This window comes from Microbacterium kyungheense (assembly GCF_006783905.1).
GTDB classification, from domain to species: Bacteria; Actinomycetota; Actinomycetes; order Actinomycetales; family Microbacteriaceae; genus Microbacterium; species Microbacterium kyungheense.
Genome location: NZ_VFPE01000002.1, coordinates 613,819 through 630,362, shown reverse-complemented (window position 1 = coordinate 630,362; position 16,544 = coordinate 613,819). Strand labels below are relative to the sequence as shown.

The following is a 16,544-nucleotide window of genomic DNA, read 5'->3' as shown; positions in this document are numbered from 1 at the left end:
GAAGGGATGAGTGAACGCGCCGAGTCCCCCACCGCTCGCGACGTGCTGTGGCGGTTCGGGCCCATGGTCTACGGCCCCACCGTACTGTTCGCGCTCGGCGAGGGCGCGGTCATCCCGCTCGTGCCCGTCATCGCGGCGCAGCTCGGAGCCGATGTCGCGACGGCGGCCCTGGTCGCCTCGGCGCTCGTGGTCGGCCAGCTGTGCGGCAATCTTCCCGCCGGCTGGGCGGTCGCCCGCATCGGCGAGCGCCTGACCATGGCGATCGCGGGCGTCCTCTCGCTCGGCGGCATCCTGGGCATGGCGCTCGCACCGTCGCTCGGCGTGTTCGCGATCGCGGTGTTCCTCATCGGGTTCTGCGCGGCGGCATTCGGCCTGGCCCGCCACTCGTTCATGACGACGCGGGTGCCGCTGTCGTTCCGCGCCCGGGCGCTGTCGCTGCTGGGCGGCACGTTCCGCCTGGGCATGTTCGTCGGGCCGTTCATCGCCGCGGGGCTGCTGGCCGTGGTCGGCGACGAACACGCGACGATCTGGTTCTTCGGAGGATGCCTCGTCGCCACGGTCCTCCTCGTGCTGTTCGGTCCCGACCCCGAGAAGCAGCTGCCCGTTCCGGCACCGGCTCCGCGTCCGGCCGACGCGGACCTCACCGAGGACACCGGTGAGGCGGTCACCGGGTCGATCCCGCTGCCCACCCACGGCGCACGCGGACCCGCCACGGGCGTCATCCGCACCATGTGGCGCCACCGGCGCGTGCTCTCGACGCTCGGCCTGGCGGCGGCATCCCTCTCGGCCGTCCGCTCGGCCCGCCAGGTGGTCCTGCCGCTGTGGGGCGTGTCGATCGGGCTCGACGCGCAGACCATCGCGCTCGTCGTCGGCATCTCGGGCGCCATCGACTTCGCCCTGTTCTACGCGAGCGGCCAGGTGATGGACCGGTTCGGCCGACTGTGGGCGGCGCTTCCGGCGATGATCCTGATGGGCGCGGGGTTCATCGCGCTGTCGCTGACGCACGACGTGCCGCAGGCGGCGATGTGGTTCGCGATGTTCGCCGCGGTGCTCGGCGTCGGCAACGGCCTGTCCAGCGGCATCCTGCTCACGCTCGGCGCCGATGTGGCTCCGAAGTCCGACCCGGCCGCCTTCCTCGGCTCATGGCGCACGCTCACCGACGCCGGTGGAGCGATCGCGCCGCTCATCGTGTCGGGCCTCGCCGCGATCGCATCGCTGGCGCTGGCGACCGGGGTCATGGGCGGGATCGGGCTGCTCGGCGCGCTCGCGTTCATCCGGTGGGTGCCGCGCTACGTCCCGCGCTCCCGCACCTGAGCACTCAGACCCAGGAGCGCCTGACGGCTTCGGCCCCGAGCTGCATGCGCGTGGTGACCCCCGCGGTCTCCATCAGCTCTGCCACGCGGCGCTGCACGGTGCGCAGCGAGATCCCCAGCTGGGCCGCGGCCGCGGCATCCGTGACCCCCAGCAGAAGAAGACGGAGCAGATCGCGGTCGACCTCTTCGGCCGTGGGCACGGCGGCGATCGGAAGGAACGCGGTCGCCGTGCGCCAGTACTCCTCGAAGATCGAGATGACCAGATCCAGCAGCCCGCTCGGGTGGATGAGCAGCGCCCCGAACCCCTGATCCTTGCCCTGCGAGTGCATCGGGACCAGGGCCATCTGGTCGTCGGCGACGAACATGCGCGTAGGGAGAGTGGGGAGCACCCGGATCTCTTCGCCGATGTCGGCCATCTCGCGTGCGACGGCGAGGAAGCCAGGCCGCTCGAGCACCGCGCTCTCGACGATCACGCGGTAGCGCACACCGCGCGCCAGCGCGCGATCCTCCTCGATGTTGTCCTCGCCGCTGACCAGCGCGATCTCGTTCAGCACGAGCACCCGCACCTGATCCGTCGCGGCCGCCTGCAGCTGGGCGACGCGCTGCCGAACGGCGTCGTCGCCGATCACGACGTCCACCACGTCGGCGACACTGCGCTGCTCCGCCGACCGCCGGTAGAGATCGCTCAGCTCGATCAGCGCCTCGTGCGCGCGGGTGAGTCCGCGTTCGCGCTCCAGCAGCAGCGGACGCAGCGAGATGAACGGCGGGGATGCCACGAACCGGTCACTGCTCGCGGCTTGGCGGGCCAGCAGTCCCAGGCGTTCGAGTTCGGCCACGATCGGACGCACGCGCGGCAACGACATGCTGAGGGCCGACGCGATGTCGGGAGTCGAGGCAGACGGCAGCTGCAGCACACACCGATAGACGGCGGTGTGGGCCTCGTCGAGGCCGAGCGCGTCGAGCACAGTGACCGTCCCCATGCCGTCCATCGTGACCCGCCGACCGTGGCGGATGGTGGACATGGCAGTTCTCCGCCATCCACTTTAGGCGGGCAGGCCGCGAAAGTTGGGGCGTACGGATCCCCCACCCCGAACCGAGAGGCTCGCGCATGACACGACCCCAGCCCATCGGCCGCCGCCTGCGCCCGATCGTCGCCGCCACAAGCGGACTGGCGATCGGCATCGCAGGCATCGGCCTCGCGTCCCTGCCTGCGGCGGCCACCCCCGCGCCCGCGGCCGCGCCCAGCGCGACTGCCGGCGAATCGCACGCCGTGACCCTCATCACCGGCGACCGTGTCACCGTCACCGACATGTCGGACGGCACCCACACCGTGCTCGTCGACACCGCCGTCGACGGCGCCGGCGTGAAGACCTACGAGGTCGGCGACGATCTGCACGTGGTGCCGGACGGTGCCATGCCCTACCTCGCGGCGGGTGCGCTCGATGAAGACCTCTTCAACGTCTCGCTGCTGCTGGACTACGGCTACGACGACGCGTCCGTCGACGCCACGCCGGTCATCGTCGAGCAGGACGACGCGACGGCGCGCGCGTTCTCGGCACCCGTCCCCGGGCTCGACGTCCAGACGCCCCTCGCGAGCATCGGCGGCGCTGCGGCGACCCTCGGCCATGACGACTCGGCCGCGGCCTGGCAGGCGCTCACCGCTCCGACCGCCCGCAGCCTCTCGGCCACGCCGACGCTGGCCGGCGGCATCCAGGCCATCCACCTCGACGGCAAGGTGAAGGCGACGCTCGACTCGAGCGTGCCGTACATCGACGCGCCCGCCGCCTGGGCCGAGGGGTACACGGGTGAAGGAGTCACCGTCGCGGTGCTCGACACGGGATACGACGACACCCACCCCGATCTGCAGGGCCGCGTGAGCCCGGAATCGCAGAGCTTCGTCCCCGGCGAAGAGGTCGACGCGGATCCCAACGGCCATGGCACGCACGTCGCGTCGACCATCGCCGGCACGGGCGCCGCCAGCGCAGGCACACACCGCGGGGTCGCCGACGGCGCGCAGCTGCTCGTCGGCAAGGTCCTCGGCGCCGACGGCTACGGCCAGGACTCGTGGATCATCGAGGCGATGGAATGGGCCGGCCAGCACGCTCCGATCGTGTCGATGAGCCTCGGCTCGACCGAGGCCTCGGACGGCAAGGACCTCATGGCCGAGTCACTCAACCGGATCTCGGAGTCCACCGGCGCGCTGTTCGTCGTCGCGGCCGGCAACGCCGGCGCAGCCGAGACGATCGGCGCCCCGGGCTCCGCCGCCGAAGCGCTCACCGTGGGGTCGGTCGACGACCCGTCCGGCTCCCTGTCGTACTTCACGAGCCAGGGTCCGCTGGCGCGCTCGGGGGCGATGAAGCCCGACCTCACCGGTCCCGGCAACGATGTCACCGCCGCACGCTCGGCCGACAGCGCGGGCTCGGGGTCGTACATCTCGATGAGCGGTACGTCGATGGCGACGCCCCATGTCGCCGGCGCCGCAGCGATCCTGCTCGGTGCGCATCCGGACTACACCCAGGATCAGCTCAAGGCGGCCCTGGCCAGCACGGCGGTCGACCTCGGGTACACGCCGTACCAGGGCGGCACCGGCGTCGTGAACGTCGCGGCGGCGCTCGATGCACCCGTCGTGGCGGCGGGCTCGGGCGACTTCGGCATGCTCGCCTGGGGCGAGGCGCCTGTTCCGGTGACCCGGACGATCGAGTACACGAACCGCACGGATGCCGACATCACGGTCGCGCTGGAGGCCTCGCTCACCGACACCACGCCAGGCGGCGGCGCAGGCCCCGGCCCTCTCGCGAGCGGCATCGCCTTCGACGCGCTCACACTCGACGCGGAGGCGCTGACGATCCCCGCCGGCGAGACCCGCGCGGTCACGATGACCGTCGACCCCGCCAAGGTTCCCGCGGGCACGCAGCTGTCGGGGGCACTCGTCGCGCTCGTCGACGGCCAGCCGGCGGCGCGGACCGCCCTGGGAACGATCTCGGAAGCGGAGCGGTACGACCTGACGATCACCGCGACGGACTTCGAGGGCGACCCGGCCGAGACCTACGCGTTCCTGTGGAACCCGGCCACGCAGTTCGCCGAGCCGATCTACGTCGGTGGCGAGACCACGCTGCGCCTCATGAAGGGCGACTACTCGGTCGTGTCGTTCATGGAGCTCGACCGGACTCCCGACACCGTCGCCAGCGTCCTCGTCGGCGAGCCCACGCTGAAGCTCGACCAGAACCGGACGGTGGCCCTCGACGCGCGCACCGCCAAGGAGGTCACCGTCGACGTCGGCGCCGACGGGCTCGACGCGGTGCACCGCCGCATGGACATGAAGGTGGGCGACTTCCTCGCGAGCGCGATGATGCCGGTGAAGACCGACGAGATGTGGGCGCAGCCGATGAAGATCGACGACGCCGGCTTCAGCTTCACGACGCGGTGGCGCCTGCAGACGCCGCTGCTGACCGTGACGGCAGGCAAGACGCCTCTCGACCTGATCGTGCTCGGCGGTTCCACACTGCTGGACGGCTCCTTCAAGTCAACGGCCGTCGACGGCGGGACGGGTACACCCGAGCAGCTCGCCGCCGCCGGCGTCGCCGGCAAGATCGCCGTGGTGACGCGCACCGCCGAGCTGTCGGCATCCCAGCAGGCGGCCAACGCCGCTGCCGCCGGGGTGAAGCTGCTGCTGCTCGCCAACGACCAGGACGGCGAGCTCAGCGACTGGGTCGGCTCGGAGACCGACTTCAGCGACGTCGGCATTCCGGTCGCGGGCATCAGCGGCGTCGACGGGCGCGCGCTCGTCGCGCAACTGGCGAACAAGAAGAAGGTGACGCTGTCTGCCGTCGGCGTGCCCTCGACGAAGGTCGTCTACGACATCGCCGAGTACGCCGACGGTGAGATCCCCGAGAACCTGGCCTACCGCCACTCGTCGAAGGATCTCGCCCGCATCGACACGCGCTACCACGGCCAGCGGGAGCAGCTCGGCGAGTTCCGGTACGACTTCGTGCCGGGGGCGCAGTACGGAACCGGGTTCCCCTACGTCGCCGAGCGCGGCATGGACCGAGCCGAGTGGGTGAACACCGACAACCTCCGATGGAACCAGTGGGTCGCCGTGATGTCGGTGATGTGGGAGATCCGCGACAAGCTGCGCACGTACGAGCCGGGCGCGCGGATGTCGGAGGAGTACTTCGGCGGCATCGTGCGGCCGTACGTCGCCACCGGCTTCTGGGTTCCCTATCGCGTCTCGGACTACGCGCAGGTCAACATCCCCAGCTGGGCCGACGGCGGCAACGCTGAGCACACCGGCACGTTCGACACCTGGATCGAGCCCTCGACGGTGCACCAGTCGACGGACGTGTACCTCGATGGGCAGCTGATCAAGCAGGCCGAGCACCAGGGAGCGAACGTCTTCGAGCTGCCCGACGGTGAGCAGGAATGGCGCGTGGTCAGCACGGCGACGCACGACGGCACCCACCTCGCCGGATCCACCAGGACGGTCAGCGACTGGACGTTCCGGTCTGAGGGCAAGCTGGGCGACTGGAACAACCGGCTGCTGCCGATGATCCAGGCGTACTACGACCTCGACGTCAACGCGGCGAACCTCGCGGGCGAGGGGCGCAAGAAGGGGTCTGCCATCGCGCTGGGTCTGGAACTCGGGCACGTCGCAGGCACCGCGCCCGCCGGCGCGATCACCGAGGCCACCCTCGAGGTCCGCGCCGGCAACGGCGAGTGGCAGCCGGTCTCGCTGAGCCCGGCCGAGGCCGACGCCCCCACCGGAGCAGTCGAGGGCGACGGCGACATCTTCGTCGCCAGCCGTGCATGGGTGAGCGGGTACACCGCCAAGATCCCGGTGTCCGACAAGGGAGGGTGGATCGACCTGCGCGTCACGGCGAAGGATGCCGCCGGCAACACGTTCTCGCAGGAGATAGAGCGTGCGTTCCAGGCCACCCCGGCCAAGGGCGTCCGCTGACACAGGGATCCCGAACGAAGGCCCCGGCGCTCCCGCGACGGGGCCTTCGTCGACTCGGTCGGGTCGGTCATGTTCACTTCTGTTCATTTCGATCGCGCAAGCGCACAGCGGCTGACACGATGACTGCGGCTCCCGCCCACCCCGGGCGGCGGACCGTGAGATTCGAGGAGGAATCCCTTGCCCAGGAAACGGACCGAGCTGCTCGTCGCAGCAGCCGTCGGCGCCCTCTGTCTGACGGGCGCTCCGGCGCCCGCTCTCGCCGCCGACGGCCTCGCCGGCGACATCCACTACGCGAGCGACCTCGACTGGGTCTCGGCCGACAACGGCTGGGGACCGGTCGAGCGCGACTTCAGCAACGGCGCGAAGGCCGTGCCCGACACGACCCGGACCATCCAGTCGATCCGCGGGGTGCAGTACCCCAAGGGCCTCGGCACGCATGCGCCCGCCCGTGTCGTCTACGACGTCGCGCAGCAGTGCACGCAGCTGCTCGGCTACGTCGGCATCGACGACAGCCAGTCGGGAAAGGGCCGCGTCGACTTCGTGGTCAAGATCGACGGCGCCGAGAAGTTCCGCATGGCGCGGGGCGGCACGGACCCTGCCGGCCGCCTGAACCTGGATCTCCGTGGCGCGAGCACCGTCGAGCTCATCGCCGAGCCGGGCCCCGAGGGCAACGGCAACGATCACGCCGACTGGGCCGACCTGCGGATCAACTGCGCCGACGGCTACCTGGCTCAGCCGCTCACCGTGACGGCCGCAGCCGATGTCGACCTTTCGCTCCTGGCGGCAGGCTCACCCGTGACGGTGACCGTGACCGGTGCGAACGCGCAGGTGCCGGTGACGGTCGGCTTCGCCGGAACCGAGGTCGTCGCGAACGCCGATGACGCCGGGCGCGCCACCGCCTCGTTCGTGGTGCCCGCCGGCACTGCCGCCGGCGAGTACGCGATCACCGCGCGCGCCGAGTCCCTGTTCGGCGCCATCGCGCAGGGCGAGATCGCCGCGCACGTCGTCGCGGTCTCCGACACGGCGTACTTCGTCGACTGCTCGGCCACGGGCACCGGCGACGGTTCCGAGGCCGCGCCGTTCACGTCGCTCGAGCAGCTCTCGGGCGTACAGCCGTTCCAGCCCGGCGAATCGGTGCGCTTCAAGCGCGGCGCGGAATGCCTCGGCACCTTCGCCCCGACCGGCTCGGGCCTCGGCACCGCGCCGATCACCGTCTCGCCCTACGGCGACGGCGACGCGGAGGCCACGATCAACGGAGACGGCGCGCTCGCCGGCATCCACCTGCTCAACGTCAGCAACTGGACGGTCGACGGCATGCACGTGGTCAACCCGGGCACCCCCGACCAGCGACGTGTCGGCATCCTCTACGAAATCAACGACGGCACCAAGCGCAGCGGGGTCGTGCTGACGCGCAACCACGTCGAGAAGGTCGCCGGCTGGTCCGACAAGACGAGCCTCGGCAACGCCTTCTCGCGCTCGGCGGGCATCTCGGTGCTCGGCGACGGCATCGGCTGGTTCGACGGCATCACCGTCACCGACAACGTCGTGAACGACACCGCGGCGGGCGGCATCAAGCTGTCGGCGCCCGACACCACCAAGCACTACAACGAGAAGGTGTACATCGCGCGCAACGACATCCGCGCGGTGGGCGGCGACGGCATCGTGATCCACAACTCCGACAAGCCGGTCATCGAGTACAACTCGGCGATCGACCTCGGGCACGGCGAGTACCCGTTCCTGAAGGGCAACTTCGCCGGCATGTGGCCGTACAACTCGGTCGATCCGCTGTTCCAGTACAACGTGGTGGGCAACAGCGTCGGATCGACCTACGACTCCACCGCCTGGGACTGCGACATGAAGATCAAGGGCAGCTGCACGTTCCAGTACAACTACTCGTACGGCAACGCGGGCGGGTTCTACCTGGACTGCATCTCGGGATGCGGCACCGCATCCACGACGACCAACGCGATCCTGCGCTACAACGTCTCGCAGGACGACTGCCGCCTCGGCGGGGCGAGCGGCGGACCCGGATTGCACCTGATCTACAACAACACCTTCTCGTGCCTGAACCGGCCGTTCGAAGACGACATGACCGCGCCCCGCGAGGTGAAGAACAACATCATCATCGCCACGGGCGGATCGCTCAAGACGACGAACGGTGTGTACGCGAACAACGCGTACTTCGGCGGCATCCAGCCTCCGGCGACCGAGACCGGCGCGATCGTCGGCGACCCGCAGCTCATCGCTGCGGGCAGCGGACAGCTCACCCGGGCGCTCCCCGGCTACGAGCTCGCCGTCGGTTCGCCGCTGCTGGGCGCGGGCGTTGCGATCGCGGATGCCGGCGAGCGCGACTTCTTCGGCAACCCCGTCCCCGCGACCCCGAACATCGGCGCGTACCAGGGAGCGGGTGCCGAGGTCGCACCGCTGCCGTTCGACGCGCTGGTCAACCAGACCGCGGTGGCCTCGTCGGCCAACCCGCGCAACGGCGCCGTGACCACCGACTACCGCGTGTTCTCGGCCGAGGCCCTCGCCGGCGCGGGACTCGTCGTGGGCGAGAAGGCCGGCGTGTTCGGAGCCGAGCTGGACTGGCACCCGGCCGCCGTCGGAACCCCCGACGCCGTCAAGGTCGCCGGACAGCAGGTGTCGCTCGACGGCGAGGGCGACGAGCTCGTCGTCGCCGGCTTCTCGGCCGGTGCGGCTTCGTCGGGCACGGCGACGGTGCACTACCAGGACGGCACGAGCGAACAGGTGCAGATCTCACTGCCGCTGTGGAGCGACGCGTCGACGGATGCCGCCGACACGGTCGTGCTCGCCGCTGCGGGGTCGTACCTGCAGCGGACCAAGCCCTACCTCGGCGGCACGATCTCCACGGTCACGGCACCCGCGTCGGTGTTCGCGCAGCGCATCCCGCTGTCGGGCAAGCCGGTGGCGTCGGTGACGCTCCCCGAGGGCAGCCCGGTGACCGGCGAGGGCCTCAGCCTGTTCGCGATGAAGCTCGCCGGCAGTGCCGTGCCGACCACGACGTCCGTGACGACCGAGTGCCGTGGGCCGAACGCGTGGGTGCACGTCACCGTCTCGAACGATGACGACGCCCCCATCACGGTGGCCGTCGACACCGTGCTCGGCGACGACGTCAAGGTGAAGCTCAACCCCGGCAAGGACACGCGGTCGTCGTTCAAGATCCGTGACGTCCTCGCCGACGGCGACGTCTCCGTGGTCGCCTCGACCTCGGACGGCGCACGCACCACCACCGTGGTGCCGTACACCGGGATCGGCTGTCGCTGATGCCGACTCGGCGGCGGGGGCGGCGCGCACGCGTCGTCCCCGCCGCCGGCCCGGACGGGCCGCCGCTCGGCGGACCGCACACGAACGCACGGGTCGACGAACACGCACGGGTTAGGGTGAGCCGATGATCGCCGAGCAGCGCAGGGAGCGCATCCTGCGAGAGATCGTCCTGCGCGGCCGGCTCGAGGTCGCGGACTTCGCGCGCCGCACCGATCTCAGCGGCATGACGATCCGGCGCGACCTGGCCGTCCTCGCCGAGCGCGGCCTCGTCCGCCGGGTGCACGGCGGGGCCGTCCTGCCCGAGACGGCCGACGCCCCCGCGACGGGTTCGCGCCGCATCGGGTCCGTCTCGCGCCCTGTCGCGACGATCGGCCTCATCGTCCCGGATGCCGCCTACTACTTCCCGCCCGTCATCCGGGGCGTCGGCGAAGCGGCGCGTGGGGCCGGCATCCGCATCGTGCTCGGCACCACGAACTACGACCCGCGGGAGGAGATCCACCAGCTCTCGCGGCTGGATGCCGGGGGCGTGGACGCCATCATGCTCGTCACGGCGCGACCGGGGATGGACGACGGGACGACCTGGCAGGCGATCGGCGACATCCGCACCCCGGTCGTGCTCGTCGAGCGCTCGGCCGACGGCGCGCCGACCGCGCTGCGCGTCGACTCGGTGCGTTCGGATCACGGCTTCGGCGCGCAGCTCGCGGTCGACCACCTGGCGGAGCGCGGGCACCGCGGCGTCGGCCTGCTGCTGCGCGAGACCGCCACCGCACCCTGGGTGGCCGAGGGCCACGCGCGCGCCACCCGCCGCCACGGCATGGAAGAGGCCCCCGTCGTGTTCGCACCGTCGCTGCGATGGGGCGACGGGTCCACGTCCGATGTGCTGCGGGCATTCCTCGACGACTGCCTCGACGCGGGCATCCGGGCGGCGATCGTGCTGCCCGACGACCTCGCTGTGAGCCTGCTCGGCATCGCCGAGGGCCGTGGGCTGCGGGTCCCCGAGGATTTCGCGATCGTCGCCTACGACGACGAGATCGCGTCGTTCGCGACGGTGCCGCTGACGGCGATCGCGCCACCCAAGCTCGCCGTGGGCCGCCGCGCCCTCGAGGCCTGCCTGACCCGGCTCGAGCAGGGTGACCTGGCGCCGTCGCAGCGGATCCAGCTCACACCCGCGCTCAACGTGCGCGAATCCACCTGAGCCGAGGCCGCTGCGGCGGGCGCGGCATCCACTCCCCCGTCGGGCGGATCACCACATCATCGCTACCAGGTCGGCGAAGACCTCTTCGGGATCGTTCTCGAGACCGCGCCGCGCGAACCACGTCGACACGTTGACGACGTCGCGGTAGAGGAAGTCGTAGCCCTGCGGGTTCGCGGCGACGTCGACGATCTGCGGCAGGTCGATCACGACGATGCGCCCGTGGTGGTCGAGCAGGTTGTACGGCGAGAGGTCGCCGTGTGCGAATCCCGCGCGCGCGAACGCCCCGAGGATCGCGACGACCTGGTCGAACGCGTCGCGGAGCTCCTCGCCGTGCCGCCGGCTCTGTGCGAGCCGCGGCGCGGCGGTGCGGCCGTCGCCGATGAACTCCATGAGCACCTCGGTGTCGCTCACCTGCACCGGGTACGGCACGGGCACACCGGCACACCACGCGCGGCACAGGGCTTCGAACTCGCTCGCGGCCCAGTGCCCGGCGGCCACAGCGCGTCCGTAAGAGGTCTTGCGGTGGACGGCACGGGCGTCACGGGTGTTGCGCATCGAGCGGCCCTCCTCGTACGAGCCGGAACGGTGGAAGTCGCTGTGATGCGCGCCGCGGTAGCGCTTCGCGGCCAGCAGCACGCCCCGCGTCCCCGGGACGGCCCGCTCGATGAGGTGGACATCGGCCTCCTTGCCGGTCTTGACGACGCCGAGCTCGGTGTCGAAGGCGCCGGAGGCGGTGATGACCCACGCCGGATGCGGAAGCGGGCCGCGCTGCGTGGGCGGAGACGCCGGCCACGTCGACCAGCGCTGATCAAGGCCGGGCTCGAGGTCCGGCGGAAGGATTGCAGAAGGCACGTCGAAGGGTGCAGATGACATCGGATGGACTCCAGAGCAGGAGGCCGCCGACGGTCAACGGGTGCGGGCGACCTCGAAAGGAAGGGAAGGGGTCTGGGGCGCGACAAAGGCAACCATCATGCGACCTCCTTCCGTTCCAGGGTGCCGGAGCACCGATCGGGCTCACTCTAGCGGAAGCCGCGGTGCGGCATCCATCCCCCGCCCGAGCGACCGTGAGCCGGCTCCCCTATCGTGGGCGCATGCCGAGCGTGCTCATCGAAGTCCGGCGGGAGTACTCCCCCGCCGAAGAAGTCGCCCTCATCGACGCCGTCCACGCGAGTCTGGTGGCTGCGTTCCGGATCCCCGACGAGGACCGGTTCAGCCGCCTCGTCTCGTACCCGCCGCACCGCATGGTCGACGGCCCCGCGCCGGGCGTCGCCGACGGCTACACCCGGGTCACGATCGACTGCTTCCCCGGGCGTTCCCTCGAGGCCAAGCGCGCCCTGTACCGCGAGATCGTCGAACGACTGGAGCCGTTCGGCATCCCCCGCGAGAAGGTCTCCATCCTGCTGCGCGAGAGCGCGTTCGAGAACTGGGGCAGCGGCGGGGTGCCCGCCGCGGACGCCGAGCTCGGCTTCACGGTCGAGGTCTAGCGCACCGCCTGGCGCGCATGACGGCGGCCGCGGGCATCGCCCACGGCCGCCGCATCCCGTACGGGGGACGGGATCCTCAGTCGCTGGAGGCGGTCCCTCCGTTCGCGATCGTCAAGGACGACGTCTCGTGGCAGCTGGCGGCGATGTGCCGCTGCGCCGGGTTGTCGCTGTGGTAGCTGACCTGCCACGAGTACTCGCCCGAGGCGGTGACGGCCGTGGTGTTCGCCGTCGAACCCGATTGCGGCGACGCGCCGTCGAGCGACGCCGTGGTCGTGTAGACCACCGCGCCCGTGCAGTTGTTGGTCGCGAACAGCGAGAACGTCAGGGTTCCCTTGACGTTGCCGCCGGCCGAGGCCGAGACCGTGGCCGAGTCGTTCGGCACCCAGGTCTGCGCGGTCGTCATCGACGACGGCACGGTGTCGACCGTCACGTCCTCGTCGCCGTCCGAGCAGTCCGCGTTGTGCGTCACGCCGTTGGTGTTGGGCGACGAGCCGCTGTACACCGCGACCCAGTGGTAGGTGCCCGGTTCCGTGGGCACGAACGTGGTGTCGTTCGCGTACGTCTTGTCACCGCTCACCGGCACCTGTCCCGACGTGTAGGCGGGAGTGCCGCTGCACACGTCACCCGGTCCGTACGCCGTGAACACGATGCTGCCGCCGGCAGGCGTCAGGTTCTGCGGCGCCGAGGTCTCGATGATCTTCGCCGTCGGCTGCGTGGCCGTCCCCGCCAGCACCGCCTGGTCGCTCACCGCGTTGCCGAGCACGACATCGTCGCTCGCGGTGGTCGACAGCGTCGGTGTCACCGGGGTGACCGTGAAGCACTCGTTCGTGCCGTTGTCGCTCGACCCGGGGATGTTCTGCGCCGCATCGCCGCCGTACACGGCGTGCCAGCAGTAGCTGCCCGCTGACGTCACCCACGCGGACGGCGAGGTGGCAGACCCGTTGGTGAGCGCGACCGTCCCGACAGCCGTGACCGTCGCGGGGATGCACGCCCCGGCGCTGGTCTTGCACAGCGAGAACGCCACGCTGCCGGCGGGAACGGAGTTGCCGCCGACCGCCGTCACCGTCGCCACGTCCTTCACCTCGACCACGCCGGTGCCGATCGACACCGATGACCCGAGCGGCGTGCCCGCGGCCGTGGACGCCACGGTCTCGGTCTTGGACGTGCAGTTGCTCAGCGAGATCTTCTGCAGCACGGTGTCCTTGTAGTCGGCCGTGTCGGAGTTGCCGGTCACCGTGCTCGGGATCACGTTGGCGAACGCGAGGCACGACCCGCCCGATCCCATGCCGTTGTCGGTGAGGTTGATGGCTGCCTCGCCGCGGAACCCGTCGGTGCTGTACTTGGCGTCGTAGGTGCCCGCGGGCAGCTCGCTCAGCGGGCTCAACGTGAGGTTCGGTGCGGTGCCCGACCAGGTGCGGACGTACAGCTTCGTGCTGCCGCCCTGCTGGTCCCACAGGATCATGAAGTCGCCGGCCTGACGGTTGGCCCACGGGTTGCAGCCTGCGATGAGCTGCGCGTCGGTCGCCGAACCGTAGGCGCAAGCGGTGGGCGCCGCAGCCTTCATGAATTCGTAGGCGATGAAGCCGCTGCCGGTCTCTTTGTCACGCTGCCACGCGAAGTACAGGTAGTCCTTGCTGCTGACGCGCTGCGTCGCGAGCCACACCTGGTTCAGGTCCACCTGGGCGTTCGGGTTTGGTGAGGTCGAGTGTGGGCAGTGCGTCGTTGTGGATGACTCCGATCTTGGTGGTGCTGGAATTGAGCGGCCCGAGCTCTTTGGTGTTTCCGTTCGGGTCGGTGTACGAGGTCGCGCCGGCATCCGGCACGGTCCCGTCGATGTTGTACGGGCCGATGACCGCAGCCGATGCCGCCGACGCTGCGCCGACGATCACCCCCACGACCAGACAGCCGGCGATCCCGGCGGCGAGCGCGCGCCGCCGCATCCCTCTGCGCATGGCTTTCCCCTTTCCCCAGGCCATTGCTGGCCTTAGGCTAGGAACCGCGTGGGGACGCGGCCATCGGGTCTTGGCGCTGGGAGTTTGGGGAAACTCCCTAGGGCGCCCGTCCCAGCGAGGCACGCGATTTCGGGAGGGAATCGTGGGCACGGAAGAGGCATTCGCGCTGGTGGTCGCCGGAGACCACGTGAGAGCCGACTATGTGGCGCTGCTGCGCCGTCTGGGACTGCCGTCGGCAGCCTTCCGAAGAGCAGTGGATGCCGCCGCCTCGCTCAATGCGACGCCACCGGCCGTGGCGATCCTGGAGGTCGAGGACGGCGGCTGCGGGTTCCTGCGGGAGCTGCGCGACCGGTACGGGCCGGACATGCCCGCGGTGCTCGTCTCGGCGGAGCGCGTCACACCCGCGGACGTGGTGGCGGGGCTGCTCGTCGGGGCCGACGACTACGCGGCCGAGTCGATGGATGCCGAGGAGTTCCTCGCCCGTGTGCGCCGCCTCATCGACCGCACCAAGCCCGCCCGCAACGCCACCGCCGACCTGCGCCGGCTGTCGGCCCTGACGCAGCGTGAACGCGAGGTGCTCGCCCACACGACGGAGGGTCTCACCCAGAAGCAGGTGGCGACGGCCATGGGCATCAGCATCAAGACCGTCGGCGCGCACATGCAGAACCTGCTCATGAAGCTCGGCGTGCACTCCCGCATGGAGGCGGTGGCACTGGCGGCGCGCGCCGGCAGCGGCAACGGCAACGGCAACGGCAACGGCAACGGCAACGGCAACGGCAACGGTTCGCGCGCGTAGGCGTCAGCGCAAGGCGGTCCGGCTGGTCGCCGTCGCTTCCAGCCGCACACCGTCGGGCACGAAGACCGTGACGACCGGAGGGTGCCACACGCCGGCGACCGTGACGCGCGCGGACGTGCCGTCCGGGGAGTCGGCGGAGACGAGGCTCGCGTCACCGCCGATCTCGGCCATCATCGTCCGTGCCTCGCGCTCGACGTCGGCATCGGACAGCACGGCGATCGCACCGTCGTCCGACACGGCGAGCTCGAAGCCGTCCGCCGCGGCCAGAGCCGCGGCATCCGCCACTGCATCGAGCTGCTTCTGGGCCAGATAGAGGCTGGTGGCCGCCGTGCAGACCAGGATGACGGCGATCGCGAGCACTCCGTAGCCCAGGGTGAGCAGCAGCACACTCCCCTCGTCGTCGCACGGTTGCGGCCGCCGTCGCAGGGCGTCCCTCAGACGACGGCTCACCCCTCGCTCCATAATCGCGAGACCTTCTGGACCGACGTCGCCTCGACGGGGATGGCCGCCAGATCGTCGAGGCCGAGCACGGGCGGCACGAGCGGCAGCGTCACGGTGGTGCGGACGGTGATGTGCAGCGCGGCGCCGGCTCGAGGACACGCCGCGCCGGCGGGCGTGCACTCCACCGAGAGGTCGACGTCGTCAAGGCCGTACTCCTCTGCGACCGCGGCGAGGACGGCGTCCGCGCGAGTGCGCGCATCAGAGGCGTCTGCCGCGGTCGACACCGCGCGCGCGATGTGACGAGCCGCAGCCTCGGCACCGAGACTCTGGCCCTGGATGAGGCCGAGGGCGACGATGAGGTAGATGAGCGGCACGAGCAGGAGCAGGCCGATGAGGATGAACTCCAGCGCCGCGGATCCGCGGTCGGGCTCGTCCGGCGGGGCCGCGTGTGCTGCGGGTGACGCGGGGTCAGTCGAACGATTCGACGGGCGCATGCGCCGTCACCTCCAGCGCTCGCGGCGCACCTAGCAGGCCGATGAGCGGAAGGGTCGTCGTGATGCGGACCTCGACGGCATCGTGGCCGAGCGCCGTCGTCTCGCGGACGCGGACGTCGGTCGCGTACTCGGCACCCACCGTGCGCGTCACGATGTCGCGCGTGCGGCGTGCGCCGTCCTCGAGCGTCGTGTCGGCGAGCGCGGCCTCGTAGGCGCCTTCCACCGCGGCGTCGTGCACGACATTGCGCACGTACACTGCGAGCCCGAACTGGAGCACGGCGAGAGTGAGGGCGGTCAGCAGTGTGCCGACGAGCACGAACTCGACAGGGCTCGCGCCGGCCTCGTCGCCGAGCTCCGCCTGCAGCCGGGCACGCACGCCCGCTGCGAGACAGGCCACGCCGGCGCGCACGGGCTACAGACCCGCGCCCGAGACGCGCTTGAGCGCCTGGTCGAACAGATCCGCCAGCGCGGGCCCCGCGACGGCCCAGATCACGACGACGAGCCCGGCCGTCATCAGCGTGATGAGCACCCACCCGGGAACGTCGCCGCGCTCGTCGTCGGCCAGGTCGTCGACCGCCGCGTGCAGTCGCGCCACGAGGCGCAGCATCCGATCTCTCATGATTTCCTTTC

General features: G+C 70.9%; 14 protein-coding genes. 6 read left to right on the top strand and 8 right to left on the bottom strand.

Translation table 11 applies throughout. The annotated features are described in order from the left end of the window. Positions 1-6 precede the first annotated feature (6 nt). The gene (locus FB391_RS09620; RefSeq protein ID WP_141894195.1) at positions 7-1,314 is read left to right on the top strand and encodes an MFS transporter; all 1,308 of its coding nucleotides are present in this window, start codon (positions 7-9) and stop codon (positions 1,312-1,314) included. Positions 1,315-1,318: 4 nt separating this feature from the next. Here FB391_RS09620 and FB391_RS09615 read toward each other — a convergent pair whose 3' ends face one another. Then, on the bottom strand, positions 1,319-2,335 hold the full coding sequence (locus tag FB391_RS09615; RefSeq protein WP_246093442.1) for a transcriptional regulator TrmB: 1,017 nt from the start codon (positions 2,333-2,335) through the stop codon (positions 1,319-1,321). Positions 2,336-2,421: 86 nt separating this feature from the next. On the opposite strand from FB391_RS09615, the gene FB391_RS09610 reads away from it, so the two are divergent. The 3 genes from FB391_RS09610 to FB391_RS09600 all read left to right on the top strand — a co-directional run bounded on the left by FB391_RS09610 (position 2,422) and on the right by FB391_RS09600 (position 10,747). Then, on the top strand, positions 2,422-6,267 hold the full coding sequence (locus FB391_RS09610; RefSeq protein ID WP_141894194.1) for a S8 family serine peptidase: 3,846 nt from the start codon (positions 2,422-2,424) through the stop codon (positions 6,265-6,267). A 177-nt stretch (positions 6,268-6,444) separates the two neighbouring features. Further along, positions 6,445-9,552, top strand: a complete 3,108-nt coding sequence (locus FB391_RS09605) for an NPCBM/NEW2 domain-containing protein (RefSeq protein ID WP_141894193.1) — start codon at positions 6,445-6,447, stop codon at positions 9,550-9,552. Between the two features lie 124 nt (positions 9,553-9,676). Next, positions 9,677-10,747, top strand: a complete 1,071-nt coding sequence (locus FB391_RS09600; protein WP_141894192.1) for a substrate-binding domain-containing protein — start codon at positions 9,677-9,679, stop codon at positions 10,745-10,747. A gap of 48 nt (positions 10,748-10,795) precedes the next feature. Here the strand turns inward: FB391_RS09600 and FB391_RS09595 are convergent, their stop codons facing one another. Continuing rightward, positions 10,796-11,599: a serine protein kinase RIO gene (locus tag FB391_RS09595; RefSeq protein WP_246093441.1), complete on the bottom strand. Its 804-nt coding sequence runs from the start codon at positions 11,597-11,599 to the stop codon at positions 10,796-10,798. A 239-nt stretch (positions 11,600-11,838) separates the two neighbouring features. Between FB391_RS09595 and FB391_RS09590 the strand changes: the two genes are divergently transcribed. Beyond that, the gene (locus tag FB391_RS09590; RefSeq protein ID WP_141894191.1) at positions 11,839-12,231 is read left to right on the top strand and encodes a tautomerase family protein; all 393 of its coding nucleotides are present in this window, start codon (positions 11,839-11,841) and stop codon (positions 12,229-12,231) included. A gap of 76 nt (positions 12,232-12,307) precedes the next feature. Here FB391_RS09590 and FB391_RS09585 read toward each other — a convergent pair whose 3' ends face one another. Both FB391_RS09585 and FB391_RS19675 read right to left on the bottom strand, forming a co-directional pair. Further along, the gene (locus FB391_RS09585) at positions 12,308-13,909 is read right to left on the bottom strand and encodes a hemagglutinin (RefSeq protein WP_141894190.1); all 1,602 of its coding nucleotides are present in this window, start codon (positions 13,907-13,909) and stop codon (positions 12,308-12,310) included. Further along, positions 13,833-14,207: a hypothetical protein gene (locus FB391_RS19675; RefSeq protein WP_185843022.1), complete on the bottom strand. Its 375-nt coding sequence runs from the start codon at positions 14,205-14,207 to the stop codon at positions 13,833-13,835. The genes FB391_RS09585 and FB391_RS19675 overlap by 77 nt, the downstream gene beginning before the upstream one ends. A gap of 118 nt (positions 14,208-14,325) precedes the next feature. On the opposite strand from FB391_RS19675, the gene FB391_RS19670 reads away from it, so the two are divergent. Then, positions 14,326-14,979 (top strand): response regulator transcription factor, encoded by a 654-nt coding sequence (locus tag FB391_RS19670; protein ID WP_185843021.1) that lies wholly within the window; start codon positions 14,326-14,328, stop codon positions 14,977-14,979. Positions 14,980-14,982: 3 nt separating this feature from the next. Here the strand turns inward: FB391_RS19670 and FB391_RS09575 are convergent, their stop codons facing one another. The 4 genes from FB391_RS09575 to FB391_RS09560 are packed head-to-tail and all read right to left on the bottom strand — an operon-like array spanning position 14,983 to position 16,521. Then, complete coding sequence (locus FB391_RS09575; protein WP_246093440.1) at positions 14,983-15,366, bottom strand: pilus assembly protein TadG-related protein; 384 nt, start codon at positions 15,364-15,366, stop codon at positions 14,983-14,985. 59 nt (positions 15,367-15,425) lie between these two features. Next, positions 15,426-15,914, bottom strand: a complete 489-nt coding sequence (locus FB391_RS09570) for a M35 family metalloendopeptidase (RefSeq protein ID WP_141894187.1) — start codon at positions 15,912-15,914, stop codon at positions 15,426-15,428. Beyond that, positions 15,889-16,311 (bottom strand): TadE/TadG family type IV pilus assembly protein, encoded by a 423-nt coding sequence (locus tag FB391_RS09565; RefSeq protein WP_246093439.1) that lies wholly within the window; start codon positions 16,309-16,311, stop codon positions 15,889-15,891. Before FB391_RS09565 ends, FB391_RS09570 begins: the two co-directional genes overlap by 26 nt. 15 nt (positions 16,312-16,326) lie before the next feature. Beyond that, complete coding sequence (locus FB391_RS09560) at positions 16,327-16,521, bottom strand: hypothetical protein (RefSeq protein ID WP_141894713.1); 195 nt, start codon at positions 16,519-16,521, stop codon at positions 16,327-16,329. Positions 16,522-16,544 lie beyond the last annotated feature (23 nt).